The sequence below is a fragment of the Pseudomonas sp. LBUM1678 genome, from assembly GCF_059695575.1.
In genome coordinates this window covers 2832826-2858139 of the sequence record NZ_CP166775.1, presented here as the reverse complement: position 1 = coordinate 2858139, position 25314 = coordinate 2832826, and the positions used below count along the sequence as shown (strand labels likewise).

Annotated in this window: 22 protein-coding genes and 2 pseudogenes; 20 read left to right on the top strand and 4 right to left on the bottom strand. The window is 58.9% G+C overall.

Annotated elements, in window-relative coordinates; translation table 11 throughout:
* Positions 1 to 114: 114 nt before the first annotated feature.
* The 9 genes and pseudogenes from ACA070_RS13195 (at position 115) to ACA070_RS13155 (ending at position 8610) form a co-directional block, all read left to right on the top strand.
* Positions 115 to 780: an RraA family protein gene (locus ACA070_RS13195; protein ID WP_497451501.1), complete on the top strand. Its 666-nt coding sequence runs from the start codon at positions 115 to 117 to the stop codon at positions 778 to 780.
* Positions 781 to 979: 199 nt separating this feature from the next.
* Positions 980 to 2326 (top strand): MFS transporter, encoded by a 1347-nt coding sequence (locus ACA070_RS13190; protein ID WP_497451500.1) that lies wholly within the window; start codon positions 980 to 982, stop codon positions 2324 to 2326.
* A gap of 81 nt (positions 2327 to 2407) precedes the next feature.
* Positions 2408 to 3069: pseudogene (locus tag ACA070_RS13185) on the top strand (RraA family protein).
* 242 nt (positions 3070 to 3311) lie between these two features.
* Complete coding sequence (locus tag ACA070_RS13180) at positions 3312 to 3851, top strand: thiamine pyrophosphate-binding protein (RefSeq protein ID WP_497451499.1); 540 nt, start codon at positions 3312 to 3314, stop codon at positions 3849 to 3851.
* Positions 3839 to 4435, top strand: coding sequence for a thiamine pyrophosphate-dependent enzyme (locus ACA070_RS13175; protein ID WP_497451498.1), 597 nt, complete (start codon positions 3839 to 3841; stop codon positions 4433 to 4435). The genes ACA070_RS13180 and ACA070_RS13175 overlap by 13 nt, the downstream gene beginning before the upstream one ends.
* Before the next feature lie 66 nt (positions 4436 to 4501).
* Positions 4502 to 5665, top strand: a complete 1164-nt coding sequence (locus tag ACA070_RS13170) for an acyl-CoA dehydrogenase family protein (protein WP_497451497.1) — start codon at positions 4502 to 4504, stop codon at positions 5663 to 5665.
* 19 nt (positions 5666 to 5684) lie between these two features.
* Positions 5685 to 6887, top strand: a complete 1203-nt coding sequence (locus tag ACA070_RS13165; protein WP_497451496.1) for a CaiB/BaiF CoA transferase family protein — start codon at positions 5685 to 5687, stop codon at positions 6885 to 6887.
* A 68-nt stretch (positions 6888 to 6955) separates the two neighbouring features.
* The gene (locus ACA070_RS13160; RefSeq protein WP_497451495.1) at positions 6956 to 7798 is read left to right on the top strand and encodes an HTD2 family dehydratase; all 843 of its coding nucleotides are present in this window, start codon (positions 6956 to 6958) and stop codon (positions 7796 to 7798) included.
* Positions 7795 to 8610, top strand: a complete 816-nt coding sequence (locus ACA070_RS13155; protein ID WP_497451494.1) for an HpcH/HpaI aldolase/citrate lyase family protein — start codon at positions 7795 to 7797, stop codon at positions 8608 to 8610. Before ACA070_RS13160 ends, ACA070_RS13155 begins: the two co-directional genes overlap by 4 nt.
* On the opposite strand, the gene ptrR is transcribed toward ACA070_RS13155, so the two are convergent.
* Positions 8607 to 9491 (bottom strand): putrescine utilization regulator PtrR, encoded by an 885-nt coding sequence (ptrR, locus tag ACA070_RS13150; RefSeq protein WP_497451493.1) that lies wholly within the window; start codon positions 9489 to 9491, stop codon positions 8607 to 8609. The two genes, ACA070_RS13155 and ptrR, sit on opposite strands and share 4 nt — an antisense overlap.
* Positions 9492 to 9591: 100 nt before the next feature.
* Here ptrR and ACA070_RS13145 point away from each other — a divergent pair, with 100 nt between their 5' ends.
* Together ACA070_RS13145 and ACA070_RS13140 are read left to right on the top strand one after the other, a co-directional pair.
* Complete coding sequence (locus ACA070_RS13145; protein WP_497451492.1) at positions 9592 to 10983, top strand: aldehyde dehydrogenase family protein; 1392 nt, start codon at positions 9592 to 9594, stop codon at positions 10981 to 10983.
* A gap of 62 nt (positions 10984 to 11045) precedes the next feature.
* Positions 11046 to 11156 (top strand): annotated as a pseudogene (locus tag ACA070_RS13140) (glutathione S-transferase family protein); the annotation flags it as partial.
* 3 nt (positions 11157 to 11159) lie between these two features.
* Here ACA070_RS13140 and ACA070_RS13135 read toward each other — a convergent pair.
* Together ACA070_RS13135 and ACA070_RS13130 are read right to left on the bottom strand one after the other, a co-directional pair.
* The gene (locus ACA070_RS13135; protein WP_497451491.1) at positions 11160 to 12104 is read right to left on the bottom strand and encodes an aldo/keto reductase; all 945 of its coding nucleotides are present in this window, start codon (positions 12102 to 12104) and stop codon (positions 11160 to 11162) included.
* On the bottom strand, positions 12091 to 13377 hold the full coding sequence (locus ACA070_RS13130; RefSeq protein ID WP_497451490.1) for an NTP/NDP exchange transporter: 1287 nt from the start codon (positions 13375 to 13377) through the stop codon (positions 12091 to 12093). The genes ACA070_RS13135 and ACA070_RS13130 overlap by 14 nt, the downstream gene beginning before the upstream one ends.
* A 124-nt stretch (positions 13378 to 13501) precedes the next feature.
* Between ACA070_RS13130 and ACA070_RS13125 the strand changes: the two genes are divergently transcribed.
* Together ACA070_RS13125 and ACA070_RS13120 are read left to right on the top strand one after the other, a co-directional pair.
* Positions 13502 to 14266, top strand: coding sequence for an alpha/beta hydrolase (locus ACA070_RS13125; protein WP_497451489.1), 765 nt, complete (start codon positions 13502 to 13504; stop codon positions 14264 to 14266).
* Between the two features lie 315 nt (positions 14267 to 14581).
* Complete coding sequence (locus ACA070_RS13120; protein ID WP_497451488.1) at positions 14582 to 15481, top strand: bestrophin family protein; 900 nt, start codon at positions 14582 to 14584, stop codon at positions 15479 to 15481.
* 10 nt (positions 15482 to 15491) lie between these two features.
* Here ACA070_RS13120 and ACA070_RS13115 read toward each other — a convergent pair whose 3' ends face one another.
* On the bottom strand, positions 15492 to 16469 hold the full coding sequence (locus ACA070_RS13115) for an NAD-dependent epimerase (protein ID WP_497451487.1): 978 nt from the start codon (positions 16467 to 16469) through the stop codon (positions 15492 to 15494).
* A gap of 615 nt (positions 16470 to 17084) precedes the next feature.
* Here ACA070_RS13115 and rfaH point away from each other — a divergent pair.
* The 7 genes from rfaH (at position 17085) to ACA070_RS13080 (ending at position 25313) form a co-directional block, all read left to right on the top strand.
* On the top strand, positions 17085 to 17624 hold the full coding sequence (gene rfaH, locus ACA070_RS13110) for a transcription/translation regulatory transformer protein RfaH (protein ID WP_497451486.1): 540 nt from the start codon (positions 17085 to 17087) through the stop codon (positions 17622 to 17624).
* Between the two features lie 28 nt (positions 17625 to 17652).
* Positions 17653 to 18813: an outer membrane beta-barrel protein gene (locus ACA070_RS13105; protein ID WP_497451485.1), complete on the top strand. Its 1161-nt coding sequence runs from the start codon at positions 17653 to 17655 to the stop codon at positions 18811 to 18813.
* A gap of 11 nt (positions 18814 to 18824) precedes the next feature.
* Entirely contained in the window at positions 18825 to 19358 is a 534-nt protein-coding gene (locus tag ACA070_RS13100; RefSeq protein WP_462027534.1) for a polysaccharide biosynthesis/export family protein, read from the top strand.
* Between the two features lie 2 nt (positions 19359 to 19360).
* Entirely contained in the window at positions 19361 to 21673 is a 2313-nt protein-coding gene (locus tag ACA070_RS13095) for a GumC family protein (RefSeq protein WP_497451484.1), read from the top strand.
* 143 nt (positions 21674 to 21816) lie between these two features.
* Positions 21817 to 23208 (top strand): undecaprenyl-phosphate glucose phosphotransferase, encoded by a 1392-nt coding sequence (locus tag ACA070_RS13090; RefSeq protein ID WP_497451483.1) that lies wholly within the window; start codon positions 21817 to 21819, stop codon positions 23206 to 23208.
* 46 nt (positions 23209 to 23254) lie between these two features.
* Positions 23255 to 24595 (top strand): UDP-glucose dehydrogenase family protein, encoded by a 1341-nt coding sequence (locus ACA070_RS13085; RefSeq protein ID WP_497451482.1) that lies wholly within the window; start codon positions 23255 to 23257, stop codon positions 24593 to 24595.
* Between the two features lie 13 nt (positions 24596 to 24608).
* Positions 24609 to 25313, top strand: coding sequence for a WecB/TagA/CpsF family glycosyltransferase (locus ACA070_RS13080; RefSeq protein ID WP_497451481.1), 705 nt, complete (start codon positions 24609 to 24611; stop codon positions 25311 to 25313).
* Position 25314 lies beyond the last annotated feature (1 nt).

Sequence of the window (25314 nt, the reverse complement as noted above, 5' to 3'; positions counted from 1 at the left end):
ACACGGGAAAAAAAGCGATGTTTTTGCATAGATAAATATCGCTAATAGTGCCGAGCGACCTTTCTTACTATGAGCGCATAGCCCAAAAGGGTTCAGTCGTTTATGGAGGTCGCTATGTCATTGCCCGGTTCACGCATCTACCCTTCTCCGCCCCAGGCACCACGCTCACTGCTAGACGCATTTCAGAACGTAGTGACGCCGCATATCAGCGACAACCTCGGGCGTCACATCGGTGCCCGAGGGCTGACGCGCTATAACCACACCGGCAAACTGGTGGGCACCGCCCTGACGGTGAAGACCCGCCCCGGCGACAACCTCTACATCTACAAGGCACTGACGCTGATCGAACCGGGGCATGTGTTGGTGATCGATGCCCAGGGCGACGAGACCAATGCGGTCATCGGTGAGTTGATCAAGCTCTACGCGCAGCAACGTGGCTGTGTCGGCTTCGTCGTCGACGGCGCCATCCGCGATGTCGCCAGTTTTGAAGACACGCCTTGCTATGCCCGCAGCGTGGTGCATTGCGGTCCCTACAAAAGCGGCCCCGGCGAGATCAATGTCCCGGTGTCCATCGGGGGGATGATCATCAACCCAGGCGACATCATTGTCGGTGACGAAGATGGGTTGGTTGCCTTCTCCCCCGAACACGCCGAACAGGTGTTGCTCAAGGCGCGAGAGCATGATGCCCACGAACAGCAAGTCAAAGCCGAAATCGCCACCGGCGCCATCGATCAGTCATGGCTGGACAAGGTGCTGGAAAAGGCTGGGCTGGCGAACTGAAAAGCGCCTCGCAATCGCTTGACTCGCACGCTTCGCAGCGCCATCCAACCGGGCATACAGCCCGGTTTTTTTATGCCTGTGCCTCGCGCCTTTTCATCAATAAAAGTGATCTGTTGACCGGAGTATTTGTCGCTTTTTTTGCAGATTCACAATCATTACTTTGGCCGGACAACACCAACAGAAAAATAAGGTCCGCCCCATGTCTATGCCTGAAGTCATAAAACCTGCTGTGCGCAGCCATTACCGCTGGGTGGTTGCAGCCCTGATTTTTCTGATTTACACCGTTGCGGCCGCCGACCGGGCCAACCTCGGTGTCGCGCTACCGTTCATTCGTAAAGAGTTTGAAATGAGCAATGCCGAGGCCGGCGGCTTGATGAGCCTTTTTCTGCTGGCCTATGCCTTGGCACAGATCCCCTCAGGCTTTGCCTTCGGGCGTTTTGGCGTCAGCCGGATACTGCCCGGCGCCATGGTGCTGACTTCAATACTGACGGGGCTGGTAGGTACAGCCAGTTCATTGCTGGCACTTAAACTTTATCGCCTGGGCCTTGGTGTTGCTGAAGGTCCGCTGCCGATCAGCATGACCACGACCATCAACAACTGGTTTCCTGCGCGGGAAAAAGGCACTGCGTCAGGGATCTTTCTGTCCGCCGTCAAGTTCGGGCCGGTGATCGTGCCACCCCTGTGTGCCGTAATCATTTCGGTATGGGGCTGGCGAGAGATCTTCTACTTCTTTGCCGTGCCCGGCATCGCACTGGCAGTCGTCTGGTATTTCATGGTCACCGACCATCCCTCCAAAAGCCGATTCGTCAACGCCGCCGAGCTCAACTACATCGTCGAAGAAACCGGCAGTACTGAAGCAACTCAGCAAACTCGTTCCCAGAAGACTCCAGCCTGGGTGAGCAAACTCGATCGCGTCATACGTGCCCGCCATGAAACGCCTCTGGAGACCAACCGGCAGGTGTTCAAGTCCTGGAACATCTGGGGCTGCGCGGCCAGTTATTGCTTCCAACTGGGTGTATCGAGCGTACTGCTGGCCTGGATTCCGACCTACCTGATGACGGTCAAACAGTTCTCGATCATGAACATGGGGCTGGTGTCGGCTGCGCCATGGGTGGGCGCCGTGCTCGGCAACCTGCTGGGTGGATTCTGCTCGGATCGGTTGATGGGTGGGCGGCGTAAACCCGGCATGCTGCTGTCCGCGCTCGGCACATCGCTGATGATGTACCTGCTGATCAATTCACCCGCCGAACCCCTGCCCTACGGCCTGTTGCTGATGCTGACCGGCGTCGTGCTGAGCCTGGGCTTCTCTTCCTACATGGTTTACCCGATGGGTCTGACCACCAAAAAAACATTCCCCATCTCTAACGCCATCGTGAACATGATCGGCCAGTTGGGCGCGGCGGCGACGCCTTTCATCACTGGGCTGCTGCTGGACAACTATGGCTGGAACTATGTGTTCGCCTGGCTGGCGGTCGGCTCATTTATCAGTTTCATCATCTTGCTGACCATTTCCGAGCCTCGTCCGAGATTAAACACCCCGGCTTGAAGTGCCTTCCGAACAAAGCCGAGCCGCTCATGTGAGCGGCTTCTGTCTGAACGATTCTGTCATCCCTGCGAGGTGTTACACATGTCCCCCCAAGACAAAGAATTGGTTGCCCTGTTTGAAGGCCTGGATACGCCGGGCGTCTCCGATGCCCTGGATAAGCTGGGTCTGCCTGGCCAGTGCCTGGGCGTCATGCCCCTGGACAACTATCGGCAAGTGGTGGTCGGGCCTGCCTTCACCGTGCGCTACGTTACCGCCAGTTGCCCGCCGGGCACGGTCGGCGATTTCATCGATGATGTGGCAGAAGGCGACGTGGTGGTGATCGACAATGACGGGCGCACAGACTGTACCGTCTGGGCGACATCATGACCCAATATGCCGGGAGCCAACGGATTGCCGCGACCGTTATCGACGGCGTCTGCCGGGATGTCAGCAAGGCACTCGGTGACGGCTACCCGGTATTCAGCAAAGGCCGATTCATGCGTACCGGGAAAGATCGGGTCGAAGTCGAGTCGGTCAATCAACCGGTATCCATCGGCCAGGCCCGCGTGTGCGCCAGAGACATCGTGGTCGCCGATGCCAACGGCGTGGTAATCGTGCCCCGGGAACGCGCCAGTGAAGTGGCCGCCTGTGCCCGTTCGATCGAAGCAGTGGAAGCCCGTATCCGCGCCTTGATCGCTGAAGGCAAATCCCTTAGGGAAGCCAGGTCAGAACTGGGTTACCACACCCTGCAACGCAAGTCCTGATCGTCGCCCTACGTCCCTTTTCCCTTTGCCCTCACCGCCTGCCCACGACAGTGCGGTGTGAGGGCTTTTTTTTGCTTATGCATCCTGATTCGTCGTTAATGCTGCTGACTGCTACGCCAGAAGTACATCGCCCAGCTATACAAAACGGGCATATCTCAAAGACAAAAACGGTAGTCGTCGTTCGGTTCCAGCACTCCCAGAATGTGTGAAAACACAAAAGCAGCACTGCTTGGGAGATGGGCATGTCAACAGAAGCTGAACACACCGTGGGACAGGATTGGCAGGAGGACGTGTTCCGCGTACTCAAGGCCCACGACGTCAAACACGTGGTCTTCGTACCGGATGCAGGTCACTCGGCGGCCATCCGCATGTCGTATGCCGACCCGGACATCAAGGCCGTCGTCCTTACCACCGAAGAAGAAGGCATCGGCTACCTCGCCGGCGCCTGGCTGGGCGGTGAGCGCGGTGCACTCTTGATGCAATCCAGCGGCGTCGGTAACTGCATCAACACCCTGGCACTTCAAGTCTGTGCCGGGTTCCCGCTGTTGATAGTGGTGACCATGCGCGGTGACTGGGCCGAGTTCAATGCGTGGCAAAACCCAATGGGCCAGGCCACCGAAGCCTCCCTGAACCTGATGAAGGTCATGACCTGGCGCGCGGACGTTTCGGAAGATGTCGCTCCGCTGCTGCACGGTGCCGCGACCATGGCCTTCAACGGTGATTGCGCCACTGCCCTGCTGCTCGGTCAGCGCCTGATTGGAGAAAAGAAATGGGTCAAGTAAGCGCAAACCACACCCTGTGCCGCCGCGAAGTGGTCAAGGCATTGCTGGCCGACCGCAAAGACGTGCTGGTCGTGACCGGCCTGGGCTCGGCGTCCTATGACGTTATGGCCGCCGGTGACAACGATCTGAATTATTACCTCTGGGCCGCCATGGGCAGCGCAATCACGGTGGGCCTGGGCCTGGCGAATGCGCAGCCAAACAAGTCGGTGGTGGTGGTCACCGGTGACGGCGAGTTGCTCATGGGGTTCGGCGCGTTGGCCACGGTAGCCTTGCAAAAGCCCGCCAACCTGACCATCGCTGTGCTGGATAACGGTCACTTCGGCGAAACCGGTATGCAAGTCAGCCACGCCGGTTTCGGTATTTCCCTGGACCAGGTGGCGAAGACTTGCGGCTTCAGCTGGACCGATGAAATCCGCGACATGGAAGGCGTACACAACCTGCGCGAACGCTTCGCCACCCGCGACGGCGTCAAGCTCGCAACGATCAAGATCAAAGCAGAAAACCCGCCACGGGTGCTGCCACCGCGCGATGGTCACTACGTCAAGAATCGCTTTCGTGCTGCCTTGGGTTTCAACCCGATCTGATTGCTCGTTGCCCGGAACCGGTCACGCAGGGCAGATGCCGTGCGTGACGCGTTCAGGAGAATAATAATGACCGACCGCAACTCTGAAGAACTCAATGCCATCCGCGAGGGCGTACGCGCTCTGTGCGCTGAATTCGATGCAGCTTATTGGCGCAAAGTCGACGAAGAAAAAGGCTTTCCGGAAACTTTCGTCAAGGCCCTGACCGACGCCGGTTGGCTGGCTGCGCTGATCCCGATTGAATATGGCGGCTCCGGTCTGGGGTTGGCCGAGGCCTCTGTGATCCTGGAAGAGGTGAACCGTTGCGGCGGCAATTCCGGCACCGTGCACGGCCAGATGTACAACATGTTCACCCTGCTGCGACACGGCAGTGACGCGCAAAAACGCTACTACCTGCCGAAGATCGCCGCCGGCGAATTACGCCTGCAATCGATGGCCGTCACCGAGCCGACGACCGGCACCGACACCACCAAGATCAAGACCTCCGCGATCAAGCGCGGGGACAAGTACGTGATCAACGGGCAGAAGGTCTGGATCTCGCGGATCCAGCATTCCGACCTGATGATCCTGCTGGCGCGCACCACACCACTGGCCGACGTGAAGAAAAAATCCGAAGGCATGTCGATCTTCCTCGTGGACTTGCGTGAAGCCATCGGCAACGGCCTGACCGTGCAACCGATCGCGAACATGGTTAACCACGAAACCAACGAGTTGTTCTTCGACAACCTGGAAATCCCCGCTGACAGTTTGATCGGCGAGGAAGGCAAAGGCTTCCGCTACATCCTCGACGGCCTGAATGCCGAACGCACCCTGATCGCCGCCGAATGCATCGGTGACAGCCGCTGGTTTATTGAAAAGGCCAGTGCCTACGCCCGCGACCGTGTCGTGTTCGGCCGCCCGATCGGACAGAACCAGGGCGTGCAGTTCCCCATCGCCGAAGCGCACATCGAAATCGAAGCCGCCGACCTGATGCGCTGGCGCGCCTGCGAGGAATACGACAGCGGCATCAATGCCGGGGCCAGCGCCAACATGGCCAAGTACCTGGCGGCGAAAGCCTCCTGGGAAGCCGCCAACGCCTGCTTGCAGACTCATGGCGGTTTTGGCTTTGCCTGCGAATACGACGTAGAGCGCAAGTTCCGCGAAACCCGTCTGTATCAGGTAGCGCCGATCTCCACCAACCTGATCTTGTCGTACGTTGCCGAACACCTCCTCGAACTGCCGCGCTCGTTCTAATAACAAGAGAGATAAAATCATGAGCCAGTCCAAAGGTATTCGTCCGCTCGATGGCATTACCGTCGTCAGCCTTGAGCATGCGATTGCCGCGCCCTTCTGCACCCGACAACTGGCCGACCTTGGAGCCCGGGTGATCAAGGTCGAACGTCCAGGCACCGGTGATTTTGCTCGCGCCTACGACCAGCGCGTCAACGGCCTGGCCTCGCATTTCGTCTGGACCAATCGTTCGAAAGAAAGCCTGACCCTCGATTTGAAGCAAGACACAGCCACTGAGGTACTGGACAGTCTGCTGGCCACCGCCGATGTGTTCGTGCAAAACCTGGCACCTGGCGCTGCAGCGCGAATGGGCCTGTCATTTGAGGTTCTGCATCAGCGATTTCCGCAGCTGATTGTGTGTGACATTTCAGGTTATGGCATGGGGGGGCCCTATGAGAAGAAAAAAGCTTACGACCTGTTGATCCAGAGCGAGGGTGGGTTTCTGTCGGTAACCGGCGGCTCGGGTGACGAAGAGATGGCCAAGGCCGGGTGCTCGATCGCCGACATCGCAGCCGGCATGTACGCCTACACCGGCATCCTGTCTGCACTGCTGCTGCGCGGGCGAACCGAGGAAGGCAGTCACATCGATGTGTCGATGCTGGAGAGCCTGGTCGAGTGGATGAACTATCCGATGTACTACGCCTACAACGGTGCACCTCCGCCCCCTCGCGCCGGTGCTGCACATGCCACCATTTATCCCTACGGCCCCTTCCCCATCGGTGACGGCACCACCGTGATGCTGGGTTTGCAAAACGAGCGTGAGTGGCAGTTGTTTTGTGACGAGGTGCTGCTCAAGCCCGAACTGGCGAAAGACGAGCGCTTCTCTGCCAATTTCAAACGCGCCGAAAACCGCCAGGTGCTGCGAGAGCTCATCATTGAATCCTTCTCCAAGCTCACCTTCGATGTCGTTTTTGACCGACTGGAGCATGCGCAAATCGCCAACGCCCGGGTCAATGACATGCAAGGGGTCTGGGATCATCCACAACTCAAGGCCCGTGATCGCTGGCGAGAAGTCGAGACCTCTGCAGGCAGCGTTCCGAGCCTGATGCCACCGGGCAGCAACAGCGCGTTCGCCCCGCGCATGGATGCCGTACCGGGCCTTGGTCAACACACCGAACAGCTGCTCAGGGAGCTGGGATTGAACACCGACCGCATTGAACACATGCGCGCAATCGGGGCGATCTAGCCGAATTCGCGTGGCCGACTACTACGTCAGGTCCCTGGCCTGATCACCGACTAACGGGAGCGATGAAAATGAGTAATGTCGATTTTTCTGCCTGGATTGGCCGTCGTCAGGAGAGCCAGGACCGGATCAGTTTCAGCCTGGTCAAACGAATTGCCGCAACATTGAGCGAAGTGGCGCCGCAGCCTGGCGAACCGCTGCCGCCGTTGTGGCACTGGGCGTTCTTTCAGGAGCCGGTGGCGGCTGATGACCTGGGACCCGACGGGCATCCCGCACTCGGTGGGTTCCTGCCCCCGGCTCACGACCGTAATCGCATGTGGGCCGGCAGCCGCATCGAATTCTTCCAGCCGCTGAGGGTCGAGGCGGATGTGACCTGTGTATCCACCCTCCTCAACATCGAAGAGAAGCACGGCCGCACGGGCTCTTTGCTGTTTGTCACCGTACGCCATGAGTATTTCCAGGACGGTCAACGCGCCTTGCTGGATGAGCAGGACATCGTCTATCGCGAACCTGTGCCGCCTAAATCCGGCGGCACCGAAGCGCTCCCCGAGGGCCAATGGCAGGAACAGGTGCAGCCCTCCCCGACCTTGTTGTTCCGTTACTCGGCGGTCACCTTCAATGGCCATCGAATTCACTACGACTGGCCTTACGTCACAGAGACCGAAGGCTATCCGGGCCTCGTGGTCCATGGCCCGTTGATCGCCACGCTCAACCTTCGAGCGTTTACCAAAGCGCACCCGACCGCGCGTCTGGAACGCTTCACCTTTCGCGGTCTGCGCCCACTGATTTCACCGCTACCTTTCGAGGTAGGCGGACGTTTGACCGGACGCGGTAAAGCGCAGGTCTGGGCGGGCAATCAGGACGGCACCGCGCAAATCGGCGAAGTGGAATTCAGCGAAGGGGCGGCATCATGAGCACTTCGATTGTCAGGTCAGCCCTGTTCGTACCGGCCACTCGCCCCGAGCGCATCGCCAAAGCCATCGCCACCGGTGCCGACAGGGTCATCGTCGACCTTGAAGACGCCGTCCAGGAAGATCTCAAGGATCAGGCGAGAGACAACCTGGAACGCTTTTTGAGTGAAACCCCGGATGCTCGAGTGCTGGTTCGGGTGAACGCCCCCGATCATCGGGCTCACATAGCGGATCTGACGCTTTGCCAGCGGCACGCCGGCGTGATCGGGGTCTTGCTGCCCAAAGCAGAAAATGCCGCCCAGGTCCTTATTGCCGGCCGCACGGGCAAGCCGATCTGGCCCATCATTGAGAGTGCCAAGGGCCTGGCCGCACTCAGTGAGATTGCCGCGACACAAGGTGTCGAGCGACTGTCGTTCGGCAGCCTTGATCTGGGCCTGGACCTGAACCTCACAACCGGCAGCCGCGCCGCTGCGCAATTACTCAGCCATGCTCGCTATGCCGTTCTGCTGGCGACCCGGGTTGCCAGCCTGGCACCGGCGCTGGACGGTGTATTTGCGTCGATCCAGGACACCGAAGGTTTGCAAGACGCTATTCAGTTTGCCCGCGACATGGGTTTCGGCGGTGCGCTGTGTATCCATCCGAGTCAGGTCGAGATCATCCATCAAGCGCTAAAACCCAACCCTGAGGAACTGCAATGGGCGCACCGCATCATGGCGGCCGCGGGCTCGGGTGAAGGTGTGTTCGTGCTGGATGGGCAAATGGTCGATGCACCCGTCATTGGACGCGCAAAAGCCATCCTTGGACGCGAGAACTAGCGCACCGACTCTTCGCGTACCACGCCCCGCTCCTCCAGCAACCTCACAAACATGGTCAAGCTCTGCGACACCGTGCCTCTGCGCCAGACCAGCCAGGTGCGTAAATACCGGAAGGATTGCGACAACGGCCAGACGCTGACCGTGGTGCAGCCCGGCATGCTTTCGAGCATGCTGCGCGGCATCAGCGCCAGGCCGGCACCGGCGCTGACGCAGGCCAGCATGCCGTGATAGGACTCCATCTCGAAGATTTTGCCGGGCACCGCCGCGTCCTTGCTGAACCAGCTTTCGAAGTGGTGTCGGTACGAGCAATTTGAGCGGAAGGCATAGATGTTTTCGCCATTGACGTCCCGCGCGCGGTGGATCGGGGCATGGTTGAGCGGTGCGATCAGCACCATTTCCTCCTCAAACGCCGGCACGCCCTCCAGTGCCGGGTGCAGCACCGGTCCATCGACGAACGCTGCGGCCAGTCGGCCCGACAGCACGCCGTCGATCATGGTCCCGGAAGGTCCGGTAGACAGGTCGAGCTCGACCTTGGCGTGCTTCTGGTTATAGGCGGCCAACAGCTCAGGGATGCGCACCGCCGCCGTGCTTTCGAGCGAACCCAACGCAAAGGCACCCTGGGGTTCTTCGCCGGCCACCGTCGCTCGGGCTTCCTGGACCAGGTCGAGAATGCGCCGGGCGTAATCCAGAAAACTCCAACCGGCCGGAGACAGGCGCAGGCGGCTTTTCTCGCGGATAAACAGGTCCACGCCGAGGTCCTGCTCCAGTTGCTTGATCCGTGTCGTCAGGTTCGACGGCACCCGATGGATGTGCTGGGCGGCCACGCTGATGCTGCCGTGCTCGGCCACCGCTTTGAAAATTTCCAGCTGAACCAGATCCAAGTCATTCTCCAAACGTGAACGATATGCTCAGCATTATTCAGTTTCCAGAAAACAAACACCACCGTAACCTGAGCGCATTCCCACCTTGCAGGACGGTGCCATGACCAGCGTTTCCAGCCTCACCCATGCCATTTCGATCAATCCCGCCACTGGCGAGCAGATCGGCCACTACCCTTTTGAATCCGACTCGGTGCTGCAAGCCGCACTGTCCCGTGCCGCTGCCGGGTTCCGCGTCTGGCGCATCACCGCAGTTGCACAACGCTCACAGCACTTGATCGCCTTGGCGCAGGCATTGCGCGACAACGCTGCAGCGATGGCGAAGATGATTACCCTGGAGATGGGCAAGCCGATCACTCAGGCGCGCGGTGAAATTGAAAAATGTGCGCAGCTCTGCGAGTGGTACGCCGAACACGGCCCCGCCATGCTGACCGCCGAGCCGACCCTGGTTGAAGGTGGCAAAGCACGCATCGAATATCGCCCGCTCGGCCCGATTCTCGCGGTGATGCCGTGGAATTTTCCGATCTGGCAGGTTCTTCGTGGCGCCGTCCCCGCGCTGATTGCCGGCAACACCTACGTGCTCAAACATGCGCCGAACGTGATGGGCAGTGCTTACCTGCTGCAAGAAGCCTTCAAACAAGCTGACTTCCCTGAAGGCGTGTTCGAGGTGATCAACGTCACGCCGGAAGGTGTTTCCACAGCCATCGCCGATCCACGCATCGCGGCAGTCACCCTCACCGGCAGCGTGCGCGCCGGCATGGCCATCGGCGCGCAGGCCGGTGCAGCGTTGAAGAAATGCGTATTGGAGCTGGGCGGTTCGGACCCTTTCATCGTGCTCAACGACGCCGACCTCGACGAAGCGGTCAAAGCCGCCGTGATTGGCCGCTATCAAAATACCGGGCAAGTCTGCGCCGCCGCGAAACGCTTGATTGTCGAGCAAGGCATTGTCGAAGCATTCACCCGCAAGTTTGTCGAGGCCACGCGCAAACTGGTAGTCGGCGATCCACTGGCGACCGAGACGTACATTGGCCCGATGGCTCGCTTTGACCTGCGTGATGAACTGGATCAACAGGTGCGCGACACCCTGGAGGAAGGCGCGACGTTATTGCTGGGCGGCAAGAAGGCTGAAGGCCCGGGCAACTTCTACGAGCTGACTGTCTTCGGTGATGTCACCGACCAGATGACCTCGTTCAAGCAGGAATTGTTTGGCCCGGTGGCGTCGATCATCACCGCGCGCGACGCAGCCCATGCACTTGAACTGGCGAATGACAGCGAATTCGGCCTCGCCGCGACCATTTATACCAGCAACGTTGAACGTGCCCAGCAGATGGCCGGCGAACTGGAAACCGGTGGCGTGTTCATCAACGGCTACTGCGCCAGCGACCCGCGCGTCACCTTTGGCGGCGTGAAGAAAAGCGGTTTTGGCCGCGAACTGTCGCACTTCGGGGTACGTGAGTTCTGCAACGCGCAAACCGTGTGGCTGGATCGTCGCTGATCGCCTCCAGTGGCTCGGGAGTCTTTTGACTCCCGAGCCACTGCGCTGCGGCGACTATGCTGTATTTCGAAAGACTGATGGCCCGGCCATCTGTCCAGCGGGTCCTCGACGAAGCCAAATCCTACTTCTCGATGTATCCGTTTGCCGAGGCCCTCCCGGAACGGTTTCGCTAGTGCTTAGCCGACGATATCGATCAACTGCTCACGCTGCGCGCCGGTCAGCATCGGCCCGAAACCGGCGCCGGCATTGTCCGCCATGTAACGCGGGTTGCCGGTACCGGGAATCACGCAGGTCACGGCTGAATGCGTCAGCAGGAACTTCAGCGCCATTTGCGCCCAGCTGTTGACCCTCACGTCCGCCGCCCAGCGCGGCAAGGGTTTGTCCTTCAATCGGCTAAGCAGGTTGCCGCCGCCGAACGGTCGATTGCAGATCACCGCTACGCCGCGCTCCCGACACAGCGGCAGGATGCGTTTCTCGACGCCGCGGTCATCCAGCGCATAGTTGATCTGCAAAAAATCCAGTGGCTCGGCCTTGAGCACTGCTTCCACTTCTTCATACGCCGACGCCGTGTAATGGGTGATGCCGATGTAGCGGATGCGCCCTTCTTCCTTCCATTTACGCAAGGTCGGCAGATGGGTTTGCCAGTCCAGCAGGTTGTGGATCTGCATCAGATCGATGCGATCGGTTTGCAGCAGTTTGAAAGACTGCTCCATCTGCGCGATGCCTTCTTCGCGGCCCCGGGTCCAGACCTTGGTGGCCAGGAAAGCCGGCGAGCGCGGCTCGTGAATCGACAGCAATTCACCGGTCGTCTCTTCGGCCCGGCCGTACATGGGCGAGCTGTCGATCACCGTTCCGCCCTTCTCGAACAATGCCCGCAGTACGGCGGGCAGCTGTTTGTAGGCGGGGCTCGAAGGCTCGACATCAAAACCGCGATAGGTACCCAACCCGACGATGGGCAATGGCTCGGAGCTGGAAGGAATGGCGCGGGTCTGCATGTTCTTGCCTCCTGTTTCCTTCGACGGCGTGGTGGCAGCAAAGGCTGGGCCGAAGGTGAAAACCGCCGAAGCACCGGCAGCCAGCGTGAGTATTTGGCGACGCGTATACCGATCAGTGTGGCTCATGGAATTGCCCTTCCACAGTTTTACTCTCAGCCCTTTGTTCCTGGCGCCTGGCCAGCCACAGACATAACCAGCCCCACAGCCCGGCAAAGGGCACGATCAGCAGCGCCACCAGACCAAAACCCGCGCCCAGTGCCGTCAATCCCACCGACAACCAGCCACTGGCGGCATCTCCGCCGCGGTACACCAGGGTTTCGATCACATTCTTGGCCTTGTACTTTTCCTCGCGGCTGACCACGGTCCACAACACCTCGCGCGCCGGGCGCACGATGGCGAACTCGACCGCACGCCGCAGCCCCTGCGCCAGTGCGACGGTGGTTGGCACGGGCGCCAGGGCCATGGCGGTAAACGCCACGATGGTCGCCAGTGGCAACGCCACCAGCGCCCCGCCGACACCGACCCAACGAATCAACGGCGCCGTCAGCAGCAGTTGAAAGATCAAGGTCAGCGCCGACACGATCAAATCAACAACGGCGAAGAATTGCGTCCGGCTGGCCACATCAGCATAGCTACCCGCCACAATCCGTCCCTGCTCGAAATACAACAAGGTCGCGGCGCTGGTGTGCAGCAGCATGAACAACACCAGCCCCAGCAGATAAGGCGAGCGCACAATCAGCGTGATCCCGCCCAGCATGCTGCCGCCCATGCGTCGTTCATCCAACAAGCGGCTGCCGGATTGCGATTGGGTCCGGGACAACAACGCCCGATAGCAGCGCACCGCGATTTCCAGCAGCAGCGCCGCCGCGACGGTCAATGCCACCGGGCCCAGACGCGTGGCCATGGTCGCCGCCAGCAACGGCCCGATGAACGTGCCCAGGGTGCCACCCGCCGCGATAAAGCCGAACAGCCGTCGTCCTTGTTCACTGGTAAACCGGTCGACCAGCACGCTCCAGAAAATGCTGACGATGAACAGGTTGTAGATGCTGATCCAGACGAAAAACACCCGCCCGACGGCCACCGGCGCGATGTGGTTGGCGATCAACACGCCAAACACCAGCATCGACGCGGCGATCACGCGGTAGATCAGCGGCACGAAACGCGTGGCCGGCAGCCGCGAGGCCAGCGCACCAAACACCGGGACCATCAACAGCATCACCACGAAGGTGGCCGTGAACAGCCACTGCAATTTGTCGGCACCGCCCTCAAGGCCCAAGGCATCGCGCAGCGGTCGTACCAGGTAATAGCTGGCCAGCACGCAGAAATGGAACGCGAACCCAAGCATCAGTGCTGTTCTTTCGCTAGGCTGGACGTTGAGCCACTTTGCAGCGATGGGCATGGGCGCCCTCCTCTGTAGCCGGGCTCGGTGTGCCCGGCTACCGATGAACTAAACTCTGGCTCCGAGCCAGTGGATTGGGTTACTCAGCCCAGAGCCGTCAATGTCGCCCACTAAAGTTAGTCGAATGCCACGAACCCTGGTGTTAATCGTCGTCATCCTTGCCGCGTTGTACCTGGCGCTCTGTGCGGCGCTGTTCGTGTTTCAGCGCGCGCTCATCTACTTCCCGCAACCCAGCGCCATCGAGACGCCCGATACGCTGCTCAAACTGACAGTAGACGATGCGCAGGTGATGGTATCGGTCAGGCCCCACGACGGACCGAAGGCGTTGATCTATTTCGGCGGCAATGCCGAGGACGTCTCTCGCAACCTGCCCGGGTTTGCGCAGGCCTTCCCGGAGCATGCGATCTACTTGCTGCACTATCGAGGCTTCGGGGGAAGCTCGGGCTCGCCTTCCGAGGAGGCTATCCAGCGCGATGCCATGACCTTGTTCGACAAGGTTTACGATACTCATCCGCACATCGCCGTGGTCGGGCGCAGCCTCGGTTCGGGGGTCGCCGTGCGCCTTGCCAGCCAACGCCCGGCCTCCAGCCTGATCCTGATCACGCCCTACAACAGCCTGGAAGACCTCGCCGTTCGCCAGTACCCGTGGTTTCCGGTGAAATGGCTGCTACAGGAGCGGTTTGAATCATGGAAGTACGCCGCGCACATCTCCATACCGACGCTGTTGATCGCCGCGGAGCACGACGAAGTCATACCGCGCTCAAGCACGGAGCAGCTCTACACCCATTTCGCCAAAGGCGTGGCCACGCTGCGGGTCGTGCCGGGGGTGGGCCACAATTCAATTTCCGAGAGCCCCGAATATCTAAAATTGCTGGGCGATGCGCTGTGAACAAAGCTGCTCCGCGACCTGTAGTAGCTGTCGAGCCTGCGAGGCTGCGTTCGGCTGCGCAGCAGTCGTAAACCCGGTTTCCGTGGTCTGACTGATACACCGCGAGCTCTGGTTTTACGACTGCTTCGCAGCCGGACGCAGCCTCGCAGGCTCGGCAGCTGCTACAAGGTAAGAGTGTGGGTCATAGAGCCCATCGATCACTCGGTCATCAACAGTGATTGGACGGACAGCCCACAGGCTCTTAGCCTGCGCCCGCTCTGAACGTGCGGCACATCGAACACGTGAATCACCTGTTTTCTCCTTAGGAGGAACACCATGATCGTCAGACCCAAACCGACTTTCCTCAACATTGTGAGCGCGATCAAGGGCTCGATCGCCAAACGGATTGCCCTGCGCTGCCTGATGGTGACGCTGCTCGCCTCGGTTATCGTGCTCGTCGAGACATGGCACCCGAGCTATTTTTCCAAGGTCAGCGCAACGCCCTTCACGCTACTGGGTTTGTCGCTGTCGATCTTCATGAGCTTTCGCAACAACGCCTGTTATGACCGCTGGTATGAAGGCCGCAAAGCCTGGGGCGACGTGACGGTCGCGATCCGCTCAATGATTCGCGAAACCAGGGTCATCAAGGACGCCAATCAGCGCCGAAAAATGCTTCATCACCTGTGCGGGTTTGCCCATGCACTCAACGCGAAGCTGCGCCTGGAAAATCAGCTGGTCGCCAGTAGCCGCTGGCTCAACCCGGCACCGCAGGACCACGCGCCTGATTTCAGCGAACACATTGTGCAGCAGGTGGGCCAGCAGTGTTCGGCGCTCAGCGAGTCAGGGGTGATCAACGAATGGCGCTACACGATCATGACCAATCACCTGGCGCACCTGACCCAAGCCCAAGCGGTGTGTGAACGCATCAAACACACGCCGTTCCCTTTCGCTTACACCTTGTTGCTGCACCGGACCAGCTACCTCTTCTGCTTTTTGCTGCCCTTCGCAATGGCCGAACCGCTGGGCTGGCTGACACCGATTTTCACCGCGATTGTCAGCTATACCTTTTTCGGTCTGGACGCGATTGGCGATGAACTGGAGGATCCGTTTGGACGCGATGAAAACGACCTGCCCATCGACGCCATCGTGCGCAACATCGAGCGGGAAATCCTTGCAGCATTAGGGGAAACAAAGCTTCCTCCAGCGCTGGAGCCGGTGGATTTCGTGTTGGAGTGAGGTGTCAGACTCATACCTGATAGAAATCGCGATACCACTGCACAAACTGCCTCACACCTGCTTCAACCTCCACTTGGGGCGAGAAGCCGACCCAGTCTGCCAGCGCCGACACATCGGCCCACGTCTTGAAGACATCGCCCTTTTGCATCGGCAAATAGTTGCGCTGAGCTTTTATGCCCAGCGCCGTTTCCAGGCATTCGACAAACTCCAGCAACGCGACCGGTTTCCCGCGCCCGATATTGAAAATACGGTTGGCGCCATCAGCCTCCTTGTCCGGTACCGGCGGCTTTGGACGCAAGCGGGCGATGCTTTCGACAATGTCGTCGATATAGGTGAAGTCGCGCGCCATCTGGCCATGGTTGTAAATATCAATCGGCCGGCCACTGAGCATCGCTTCGGTAAACGTGAACAGAGCCATGTCAGGACGGCCCCAAGGCCCGTATACGGTAAAAAAACGCAGGCCGCTGGCGCGAAGACCGTAGAGATGGCAGTAGCTGTGGGCAAGCAACTCATTGGCTCGCTTGCTGGCGGCGTACAGCGAAACCGGTTGATCGACCGGGTCATTGACGCTGAACGGGAGCTTGCTGTTGGCGCCGTACACCGAACTGCTCGACGCATAGATCAGATGCGCAGGCCGATAGTGGCGACAGGCTTCCAGCACGTTGAGGAATCCCACCAGATTCGATTGCGCATACACATCCGGGTTATCCAGCGAATAACGAACCCCCGCTTGCGCCGCCAGATGCACGACCTCGGTGAACGCACTGTTTTTGAATAACGCCATCAAGGCCGGTTTATCGACAATATCCATCGTTTGAAAACGGAAACCGTGCAACTCGCTTAGCTGTTTGAGCCGAGCGCGTTTCAATTCCACGCTGTAATAATTGTTAAGGTTGTCGATACCGACAACTTCTCGCCCCTCCAGGCACAATCGTTTGACGGTGTGATACCCGATGAAACCTGCCGCGCCGGTCACAAGAATGGTCATAGTGATTATCCCGCCTGTCCGATCCAAGGCAATTAGTTATAGCGTTACAGTAGCCGAGGTTCCAGATTCCATTACAACACCCATTAATGGGTAAACCGTCTCCAGACCCTCTTGGCAGAGCACGACTATAAATATCATAAAAAGTTTAAACCGTTTGCCGGAAAACAATTCACTTGTAAAAACAAACACTTGACTACAGCTGAATGCACTATTGGACAAAAGGCATGTTTTTTGACAAGGAACGTTTGACAGATTATCGAGACTGGTCAATAACTACCCATGGTCTGGTGGAACAGAATACGAGTGCAGTTTTTTTTGAATGCGCTGCTTCGCCAGATAACTTTTTAAATCCTGGTTTTTGATGGCCCCCTCACCGGGACCCTGCGGTAGCTTTGCCTTCGGCAAACTGCTCAGGCTTTATATCCAACACGCTGTCATATATAACGCACCCTTATTACTGCACTGTTTCACTAATGCAACATGTTGTGTCTCATTGTTGAAACACACTGTCGCTCGTCCAAATAAGAACAGCAATTTTGCCTGGCTTTAATACTTTTCGGGCCTTAATAGAGCCTCTGCCTGCCTAAACTTTCGATCTCTACGAGGTTTACCAGCATGTCAGCCATCAGTTCCGAACGTTCCAACTGGTACCTGTTGCAATGCAAGCCTCATCAGGATGAACGCGCCCACCTCAACCTGCTTCAACAAAACTATGTCGTGTTCCACCCTCAACTGTTGAGTGAACGCAGGATTCGCGGCAAACAACACCTGGTGCGCGAGTCCCTCTTCCCCGGGTATCTGTTTATCCATCTTGGCGGTAACGATAACTGGGCGCCCATACGATCTACGCGCGGCGTCAGCCGTATTGTCGAATTCAATCACGGTCCTGCGATGGTGACCGAGCACGTCATCGAGCATCTGCGTGCGCGCTGTGGCGAATTCGCAGAATCCCCCGATGACCCACCCCTGACGCCCGGCGATCACCTGCAAATTATCCGCGGTCCGCTGTCGACGCTCGAAGGTGTTTTCATCGCGTCCCATGGGTCTGAGCGCGTCATGATCCTGATGCAGTTCCTTAATCGGGAACAGGCTATTTGCTTGCCACTAGGTGACCTTGAACGTCAGCACGCCTCACACCACTCTCTAACTCTCTGATTTCCATGTTTTTTCCAGGAGCCATGACATGGCCTTGAATTCACGTTGCCCTTTTGCACTGATCATGGCTTCTCTCTACCCTGGAATGGCCTGGAGTATTGATCCGGCGCCTATTGATGTTTACGGGTTCGATTTCACACCCACCTTTCTGTTTTCAGAAAGCCATGACGATAACTTCCGGGAGGTGGAGAACAATAAACAATCCTCCATGATCACCAAGCTGGTGCCCAACTTCGAACTCAAGGCCGAAGATCGCAACAGCGCCACCCGACTGATCTGGCAGCCTGCCCGCTACATTTATCATGACGAGTCTGATGCCTCGTACACCGCACAACGGGTGCGGGCGGACAGCGTCATGGAATTCACCGACCGGCACCGTCTGAAACTCGAAGCCGAGTATCGAAAATACGAGCGCACCGAATCGACTGCAGTCGAAGGCGTCAATGACAAGCTCAACAACAAACGGGTGGGTGGCCTCTACACCTACGGCGCCAAGAGCGCTGACAATCAGATCGATTTCGGCGCCAGCTACGCAGAACTCCGCTACGACAATGCCGACGGCATCAATGACGACAAAGAGCGCAACACCGCCGGCCTGACCACCACCTGGTATCACCGCATCGGCAGCAATACCCGTGGCCTGCTCGAATACGACCACACCAATTTTGATTACCAGCAACCCGGTAGCCTGCGCAGCAGTAAATCCAACGCAGTGCTGGCCGGTGCCGTCTGGGATTTCACTGCAAAGACCACCGGCAAAGTCCGCGTCGGGTATGAGAAAAAGGACTTCGACAGCAGCGAATCCAAGGACCTCGACAACCCCACCTGGCAAGTGGACCTGCAATGGAAGCCGCGAACTTATTCAACGTTCACCTTTGTGGCTCGTCAGGCCCTCGCCGAGGGCGACGATGGCGCCGATGCCGTCAAGTCGACCTTCACCCAGGTCGGTTGGCGCCATGGCTGGACCGAGCGGATCACCACCGTGGCACAAGCCGGGTTCGGTCGTTATGTCTACGAGGGCCAAAGCCGCACGGACGACTTGCAGGATTACCACCTGGCCGTGGTGTATGCGATGCGCCGATGGCTGGATATCGAACTCGGCTATCGGTTCCGCGATAACGACTCCGATGCCGACAACGAAAGTTTTACCCGCAATGTGGTTCAGATCAGCTTCAACGTAAGCCTCTAGAGGGTTTCGCCATGAACATACACACACTCGGCTTGTTGTTCGCATTGGCGGTTCTACCCAATACCTATGCAGCAGACCCCGGCACTCAGTACAAACTGGCCGCTGGCGATGTCTTGCGCATCATCGTGTTTGGCGAGCCAGAGTTGAGCATGAAAAAGATTCGCCTGAGCGATGCCGGCACCTTTTCCTACCCCTTCCTGGGGGAGATTTCCGCGACGGGACTGACCCCCGGTCAAGTCGAGAGAATCATCGTCGACGGACTTAAACAAGGGTATCTGACCGACCCGAAAGTCAGCTTGAGCCAGATCGAATACCGCCCGTTCTACATCAACGGTGAAGTGAAAAAACCCGGCAATTATCCATTCATACCCGGGCTGACTCTGGAGAAAGCCATCGCCCTGGGCGGTGGCTTGACCGAGCGGGCCTCGATCAAACGCGTGACCATCGTGCGCGGTGACGGCGGCGCCACACTCACCGATGAGGTCACCCGAAGCACCACGATTGCCCCCGGCGATACCATTTCCATTGCACAAGGGTTTTTCTGACCATGGACAACAGCCCTAGCCCCTACGTCGAGCGTCCTCTTCAAACGCATGTACATCAGCCGTACAGCGAACGTCAGGACACCATTGATTTGCTCAACATCTGGAGGGTGATCTGGCGCGCCAAATGGTCCATCGGATGGCTGGTCCTGTTCTGCTGTGCCCTGGCGGCCATTGCGGTGTCGGCCATTACCCCGCAGTACATCGGCAGCACCACTTTGCTGTTCAACGATAAAACACCGCCCCTCATGTCCTTCCAGCAGGTCAAGGATTCAGGCAGCAACGCCACCGAATACTTGCAGACACAACAGGCGCTCCTGCAATCACGGGACCTTGCCGAACGCGCGGTGAAAAAACTCAACCTGACGACCCACCCGGTCACCGACCCGCGCCAGCAACCGAAGCCGTGGTTCACGCCGCGCAAATGGCTGGCGGACCTCGAACTGGATCAATGGCTGCCAGGACTGGGCACGTTGGCCCCGGTGAAAGAGGCGCCCAGCGAGGAAGATGTTTTCAATCAGGTCACGCAGAACCTCATGTTGCACACCAGCGTCAAGTTCGTCGGCAAGAGCCAGCTGCTGGAAATCGAGGTCGAACTGCCCGACCCGGCTCTGGCGGCAGCGGTGGCCAACGCGCTGGCCCAAGGCTTTACCGACAGCCAACTGGACACCAGCGAGAAGTCCTCGCAGACCACCACGGCGTGGATGAACACACGACTCGTCAAGCTGCGTGACAACCTGCGCACCGCCGAGAAAAAGCTTCAGGGATACCGGGAGGAGCAAGGCCTGGTCGACGTTGGAGGGGTCGCAACCATCAGCGCCAATGAATTGGAAATGACCGGCAATCGTATGGTCGACGCCCGTCGCAACCGCGCGGAAGCCGAGAGCGAATACCGCCAGGCGAAGGCCCTGAGCAGCGGCGATTTGAGCCGGCTCTCCAGTGTGCCGGCGGTCTTGAGTAACCCATTGGTCCAGCAATTCCAGGCGGATCGGGCCAAGGCACAAGCCAAGGTCGATGAGCTGGCGGGGCGCTATGGGCCGAAACACCCAAGCCTGATTTCCGCGCAATCCGAACTGCGCGCCGCGACCACCAGCCTGCAGTTGCAGGTTCAGCAAGTGGTCGCCGGGATTGAACGCCAATTCCAGCTGGCCTCGGCCAGTGAAGCCTCGCTACGCCAATCCTTCAACAGTAACAAGGCGCAGATCCAGGACATCGCCCGCAAGGAATTCCAGTTGCGCGAGTTCCAGCGTGAAGTCGACAGCACCCGCGCACTGTACGAAACCTTCGTCACCCGCTTGAAGGAAACCGCCGCCACCGCCGACATGGACTCCACTAAAGTGCGCATCGTCGATCCGGCCATTGTTCCTGTCGAAGCGAGCAAGCCCCGTAAAACATTGATTGTGGGGATCGTCGGAATAATCGCGACGGTGATTGGCATGGCGCTGGCCTTGCTCATGGACAAACTGAGCAACACCTTCAAGACTGATGAGTCGATCGAAAGCACGCTGAACATTCCGCTGCTCAGCGTCGTTCCGCTGGTCATGAAGAAAAGCCGTCGGCAACTGGCGCGGTTGTTCGAAGACAATGAAAACCCGCGCTTCTCCGAGACCATTCGCAACCTGCGCACCTGGCTGATGTTGCAAAGCAGTGACATGCCGTCGCAGGTGGTCCTGGTCACGTCGACCGTGGCCGGTGAAGGGAAAAGCACGATTGCCAACAACCTGGCCAGCTCACTCACACCATTGGAGCGTGTGCTGCTGATCGATGCAGACATGCGTCAGCCAACCCTGTCGCTGAACTTCGACTTTCCGCCTGACATTCCGGGGCTGGCCAATGTGATTGCGGGCACTGCCCGGCTCGAAGACTGCATCGTTTCGGTGGGCAACCTGGACATGCTGCCGGCCGGAAGGATGGCGCCTGTATCGCAGGATCTGTTCAGCGCACCGCGCCTGCCATCCCCTGCGGACCCGCTCAGTTCGACACGCCAGCCGCCGCCACAGGACCTGCTCAGCTCACCGCGCATGGCGCGCATGCTTGAGGTACTCAAGTCGCGTTACCGCCACATCATCATCGACTCTCCCCCTGCAGAGATGATCAGCGACGCGCTGTTGCTGGCCAGGCATTCGGATGCCGTGATCTATGTGGTCAAGGCCGACAGCACGCCGATCAATCAGGTGCAGAGAGGCATTTCAATGTTGCAACAAAGCCATGTACCGGTATTTGGCGCGGTGCTCAATCAAGTCGATCTGCGCAAGGCGCGCAAGTACGGCTACAACCATTCCCGAACGTTCTACAACTACGACTTCGTGCCCAGGTAACTGCCGGTCACGCTTTTGCTGCACCTCTATCTGCCCCTCACACCTGACTTCACCTCTGCCGAGCTACGGAAAAGCCCTGCGGAAGCCACGTCGTGGCTGCCGTTCAGTGCCGATTAGATCACTCATGCCTCGAGGTCAAGCCCATGACTCCGCAATACACCGCTCATATTGCACATCGCCGAGGCCTGACGTTCTGGGGCCAGTGGTTATGTGCGATGACACTGGCCATCTCGCTGCTGACACTACTGGTGTATTGGCGTGTTGGCAGTCTGACCAGCGAATACCGCATCCTGATGATTCTGACCGTGCTCGGTTCGGTGCCCATCTACAGCATGATGCAGGTCTACCACAAGCGACACGGTCTGGTGGTCGGGCTCGGCCGGTTACTGGCCGGCTGGTTGATCCTGCTGGCGGTGCTGGCGGCCATTGCTTTCACCACCCAGACCAGTGCGATTTACTCGCGCCAGGTCATCATGGTCTGGGCAGTGCTGGGCTTTTTCGTCCAGGCTGCGACTTTCCTGCCGTTGCATTATTTCGCCCGGCTGCATTCGCGAATGATCTGCAGGGAACGTCGCTCGGTGATCATCGGCACTTGCCCGACCGCCCATGAACTCGCGAAAAAACTCTTCCAGCCGAACCGCGCGCTGGTATTGGGTTTCATCGCCGCCGCCGATAACAGCGGCCCGGCACCGAGCATTCTGCCGCTGCTGGGTCACGTCGACGGGATCCGCGAGATCATCACCCGCCTGGACGTGCGCCGCGTCTACATTGTCCTGACGATGGCGCATGCCGCCACCATCGAAGCGCTCTACATCGATCTGCTGGACATGAACGTCGACGTGGTGTGGATTCCGGATTTCGGCAGCATGGTGCTGCTCAATCACTCGATCTCTGAAATCGAGCGAATGCCGGCGATTTACCTCAACGAGAGCCTGATCAGCTCCCACCCCGCCAGCCTGTTTTGCAAGGACCTGTTCGAACGCAGCCTGGCCGCCGTGGCCATTATTGCCCTCAGTCCGTTGCTCTTGATGGTGGCGACCGCCGTCAAGCTGACCTCCGCCGGTCCCGTGCTGTTCAAGCAAAATCGCCACGGCTGCAACGGCGAAGTGATCAAGGTCTGGAAATTTCGTTCGATGCGCCTCCACGACGATCGCGAAGTGCACCAGGCCACCCGTGACGATGATCGCGTCACACCGCTCGGACGCTTTCTGCGCCGCAGTTCCATCGACGAATTACCGCAGCTGTTCAACGTGTTGTTCGGGCAAATGGCCCTGGTCGGGCCCCGCCCGCATGCCGTCACCCACAACATTTACTACACCGGCAAAGTGCGCGCCTACATGGCCCGTCACCGCCTCAAACCGGGGATTACCGGGTTGGCCCAGATCACCGGGCATCGAGGCGAAACCGAAACGGTGGAAAAGATGCAGCTGCGCGTCGCCCAGGACCTCAACTACATCAACCAATGGTCGCTGTGGCTGGACATCAAGATCCTCATCAAGACGCCCTTCACCTTGTTCTCGAAAAACATCTATTGACCCCTGCCCATCGTTGATCGCTGTCACGACGACCCGAGGTTTGATCATGAATGTGAGCGTATTCGGTATTGGTTACGTTGGACTTGTCCAAGGCGCGGCGCTGGCAGAAGTGGGCCACAACGTCCTCTGCGTGGACGTCGACGCCGACAAGGTACAGGCGTTGAAGGATGGCACGCTGCCGCTCTATGAGCCGGGGCTCAAAAGCCTGGTCCACAACAATTACCACAGTGGACGACTGCAGTTCGGCACTGACCTTGCCAACGCTGTCCACCATGGCGATGTGCTGTTGATTGCCGTTGGTACACCGCCTGACGAAGACGGGTCGGCAGACCTCCAACATGTTCTGAGCGTTGCGCAAACCATCGCACTGAACATGGACCGGCATCACATCATCGTCGATAAATCCACCGTCCCCGTCGGGACCGGCGACCGGGTGCGCGCGCACATCGAGCAGGTGCTGGCCGACAACGGTCGCGGCGACCTGACCTTCGACGTGGTCTCCAACCCCGAGTTTCTCAAGGAAGGCTGCGCGGTCGAAGACTGCATGCGTCCGGACCGGATCATCATCGGCACCGATAGCCAGCACGCTGAAGAGGTCATGCGGGAACTGTACGAACCGTTCAATCGCAACCGCGAAAAGATCATCGTCATGGACCTGCGCAGCGCCGAACTGACCAAGTACGCCGCCAACAGCATGTTGGCGACCAAGATCAGCTTCATGAACGAAATGGCCAGCCTCGCCGAAAAACTCGGTGCCGATATCGAAATGGTCAGGCATGGCATCGGCTCTGATCCACGCATCGGTTATCAATTTATTTACCCGGGTGTGGGCTACGGCGGTTCGTGTTTCCCCAAGGACGTCAAGGCGCTGATACACGCCGCCGCCAGCGTCGACATCGACGCTCGGGTACTCAAGGCCGTGGAGTCGCGCAACGAGGAACAGAAAGCCAGCCTGTACACCAGGATTTTCAATCACTTCGACGGCGCACTTCGCGGCAAGACCTTTGCCCTGTGGGGCCTGAGCTTCAAACCCAACACCGACGACATGCGCGAAGCCCCCAGCCGGGTGTTGATGGAAGCCTTGTGGCGTGCCGGCGCCAGCGTCCAGGCGTTCGACCCCAAAGCCATGGAGGAGGCCCAGCGTATTTATGGCTCGCGCGATGACTTGACGCTGGCGGGCACCAAGGAAGCGGCGCTGAAAAACGCCGACGCCTTGATCATCGTCACCGAGTGGCAATCGTTTCGCGCGCCTGACTTCGACCTGCTCAGCCGGCAGCTCAAGCAACCGCTGATTTTCGACGGACGCAACTTGTTCGATCCGCAGCGGTTGAGCAAACGCGGTTTCACCTATGTCTCCGTGGGTCGGCAGACCTACCCGGTCATCTGAAGGGAGTCGCGCCATGATCAGGTTGCAAATAGTCAGGCATTACTCACCGAAGTTACTCGACGCCAACCAGGCCTATTCCTTCATCAACTTTGCTTCTATCGGCTGCCTTTTCGAACAGGCCCCAGGCACCGTCGCCTACTTCTGCGACGGCATGCTGATGTCGACGTTCATGTCGCGCGTGACCGGCCGTACGATCGGTCGGGTCAGCTTTGATTTCACCTCGATTGCCGACGCTGTTCTCAGCAGCGCCGAGCAACAGGGCAAGCGCGTGTACTTCGTCGGTGCCCGCCAGGCTGAACTGGATCTGTTTGTCGGCAAGATCAAGATGCTCTATCCGCGGCTGGCCATCGCCGGCTATCACAACGGCTACTTCGATGCGGCACAGGCCCGGTGCATTCAGGCCGACATCTGCCGCAGCGAAGCAGACATCCTGATCGTCGGCCTGGGTGCCGGGCTGCAGGAGCAGTTCGAACAGGATGCGCTGCGTGCAGGTTTTCGGGGTGTCGCCTTCACCTGTGGCGGGTTCATACGCCAGGAAGCCATGGCCACGCAGCATTACTACCCGGCAATGATCAATCAACTGCATATGCGCGCGTTTTATCGGATGTATCGCGAGCCGCATACGATCAAACGCTACCTCATCGATTACCCCAGCAATTTTTTGCACCTGTTGACGATGATCGTTCAACGCAAAGTTGCCATCAGCGTTGGGGAATGAC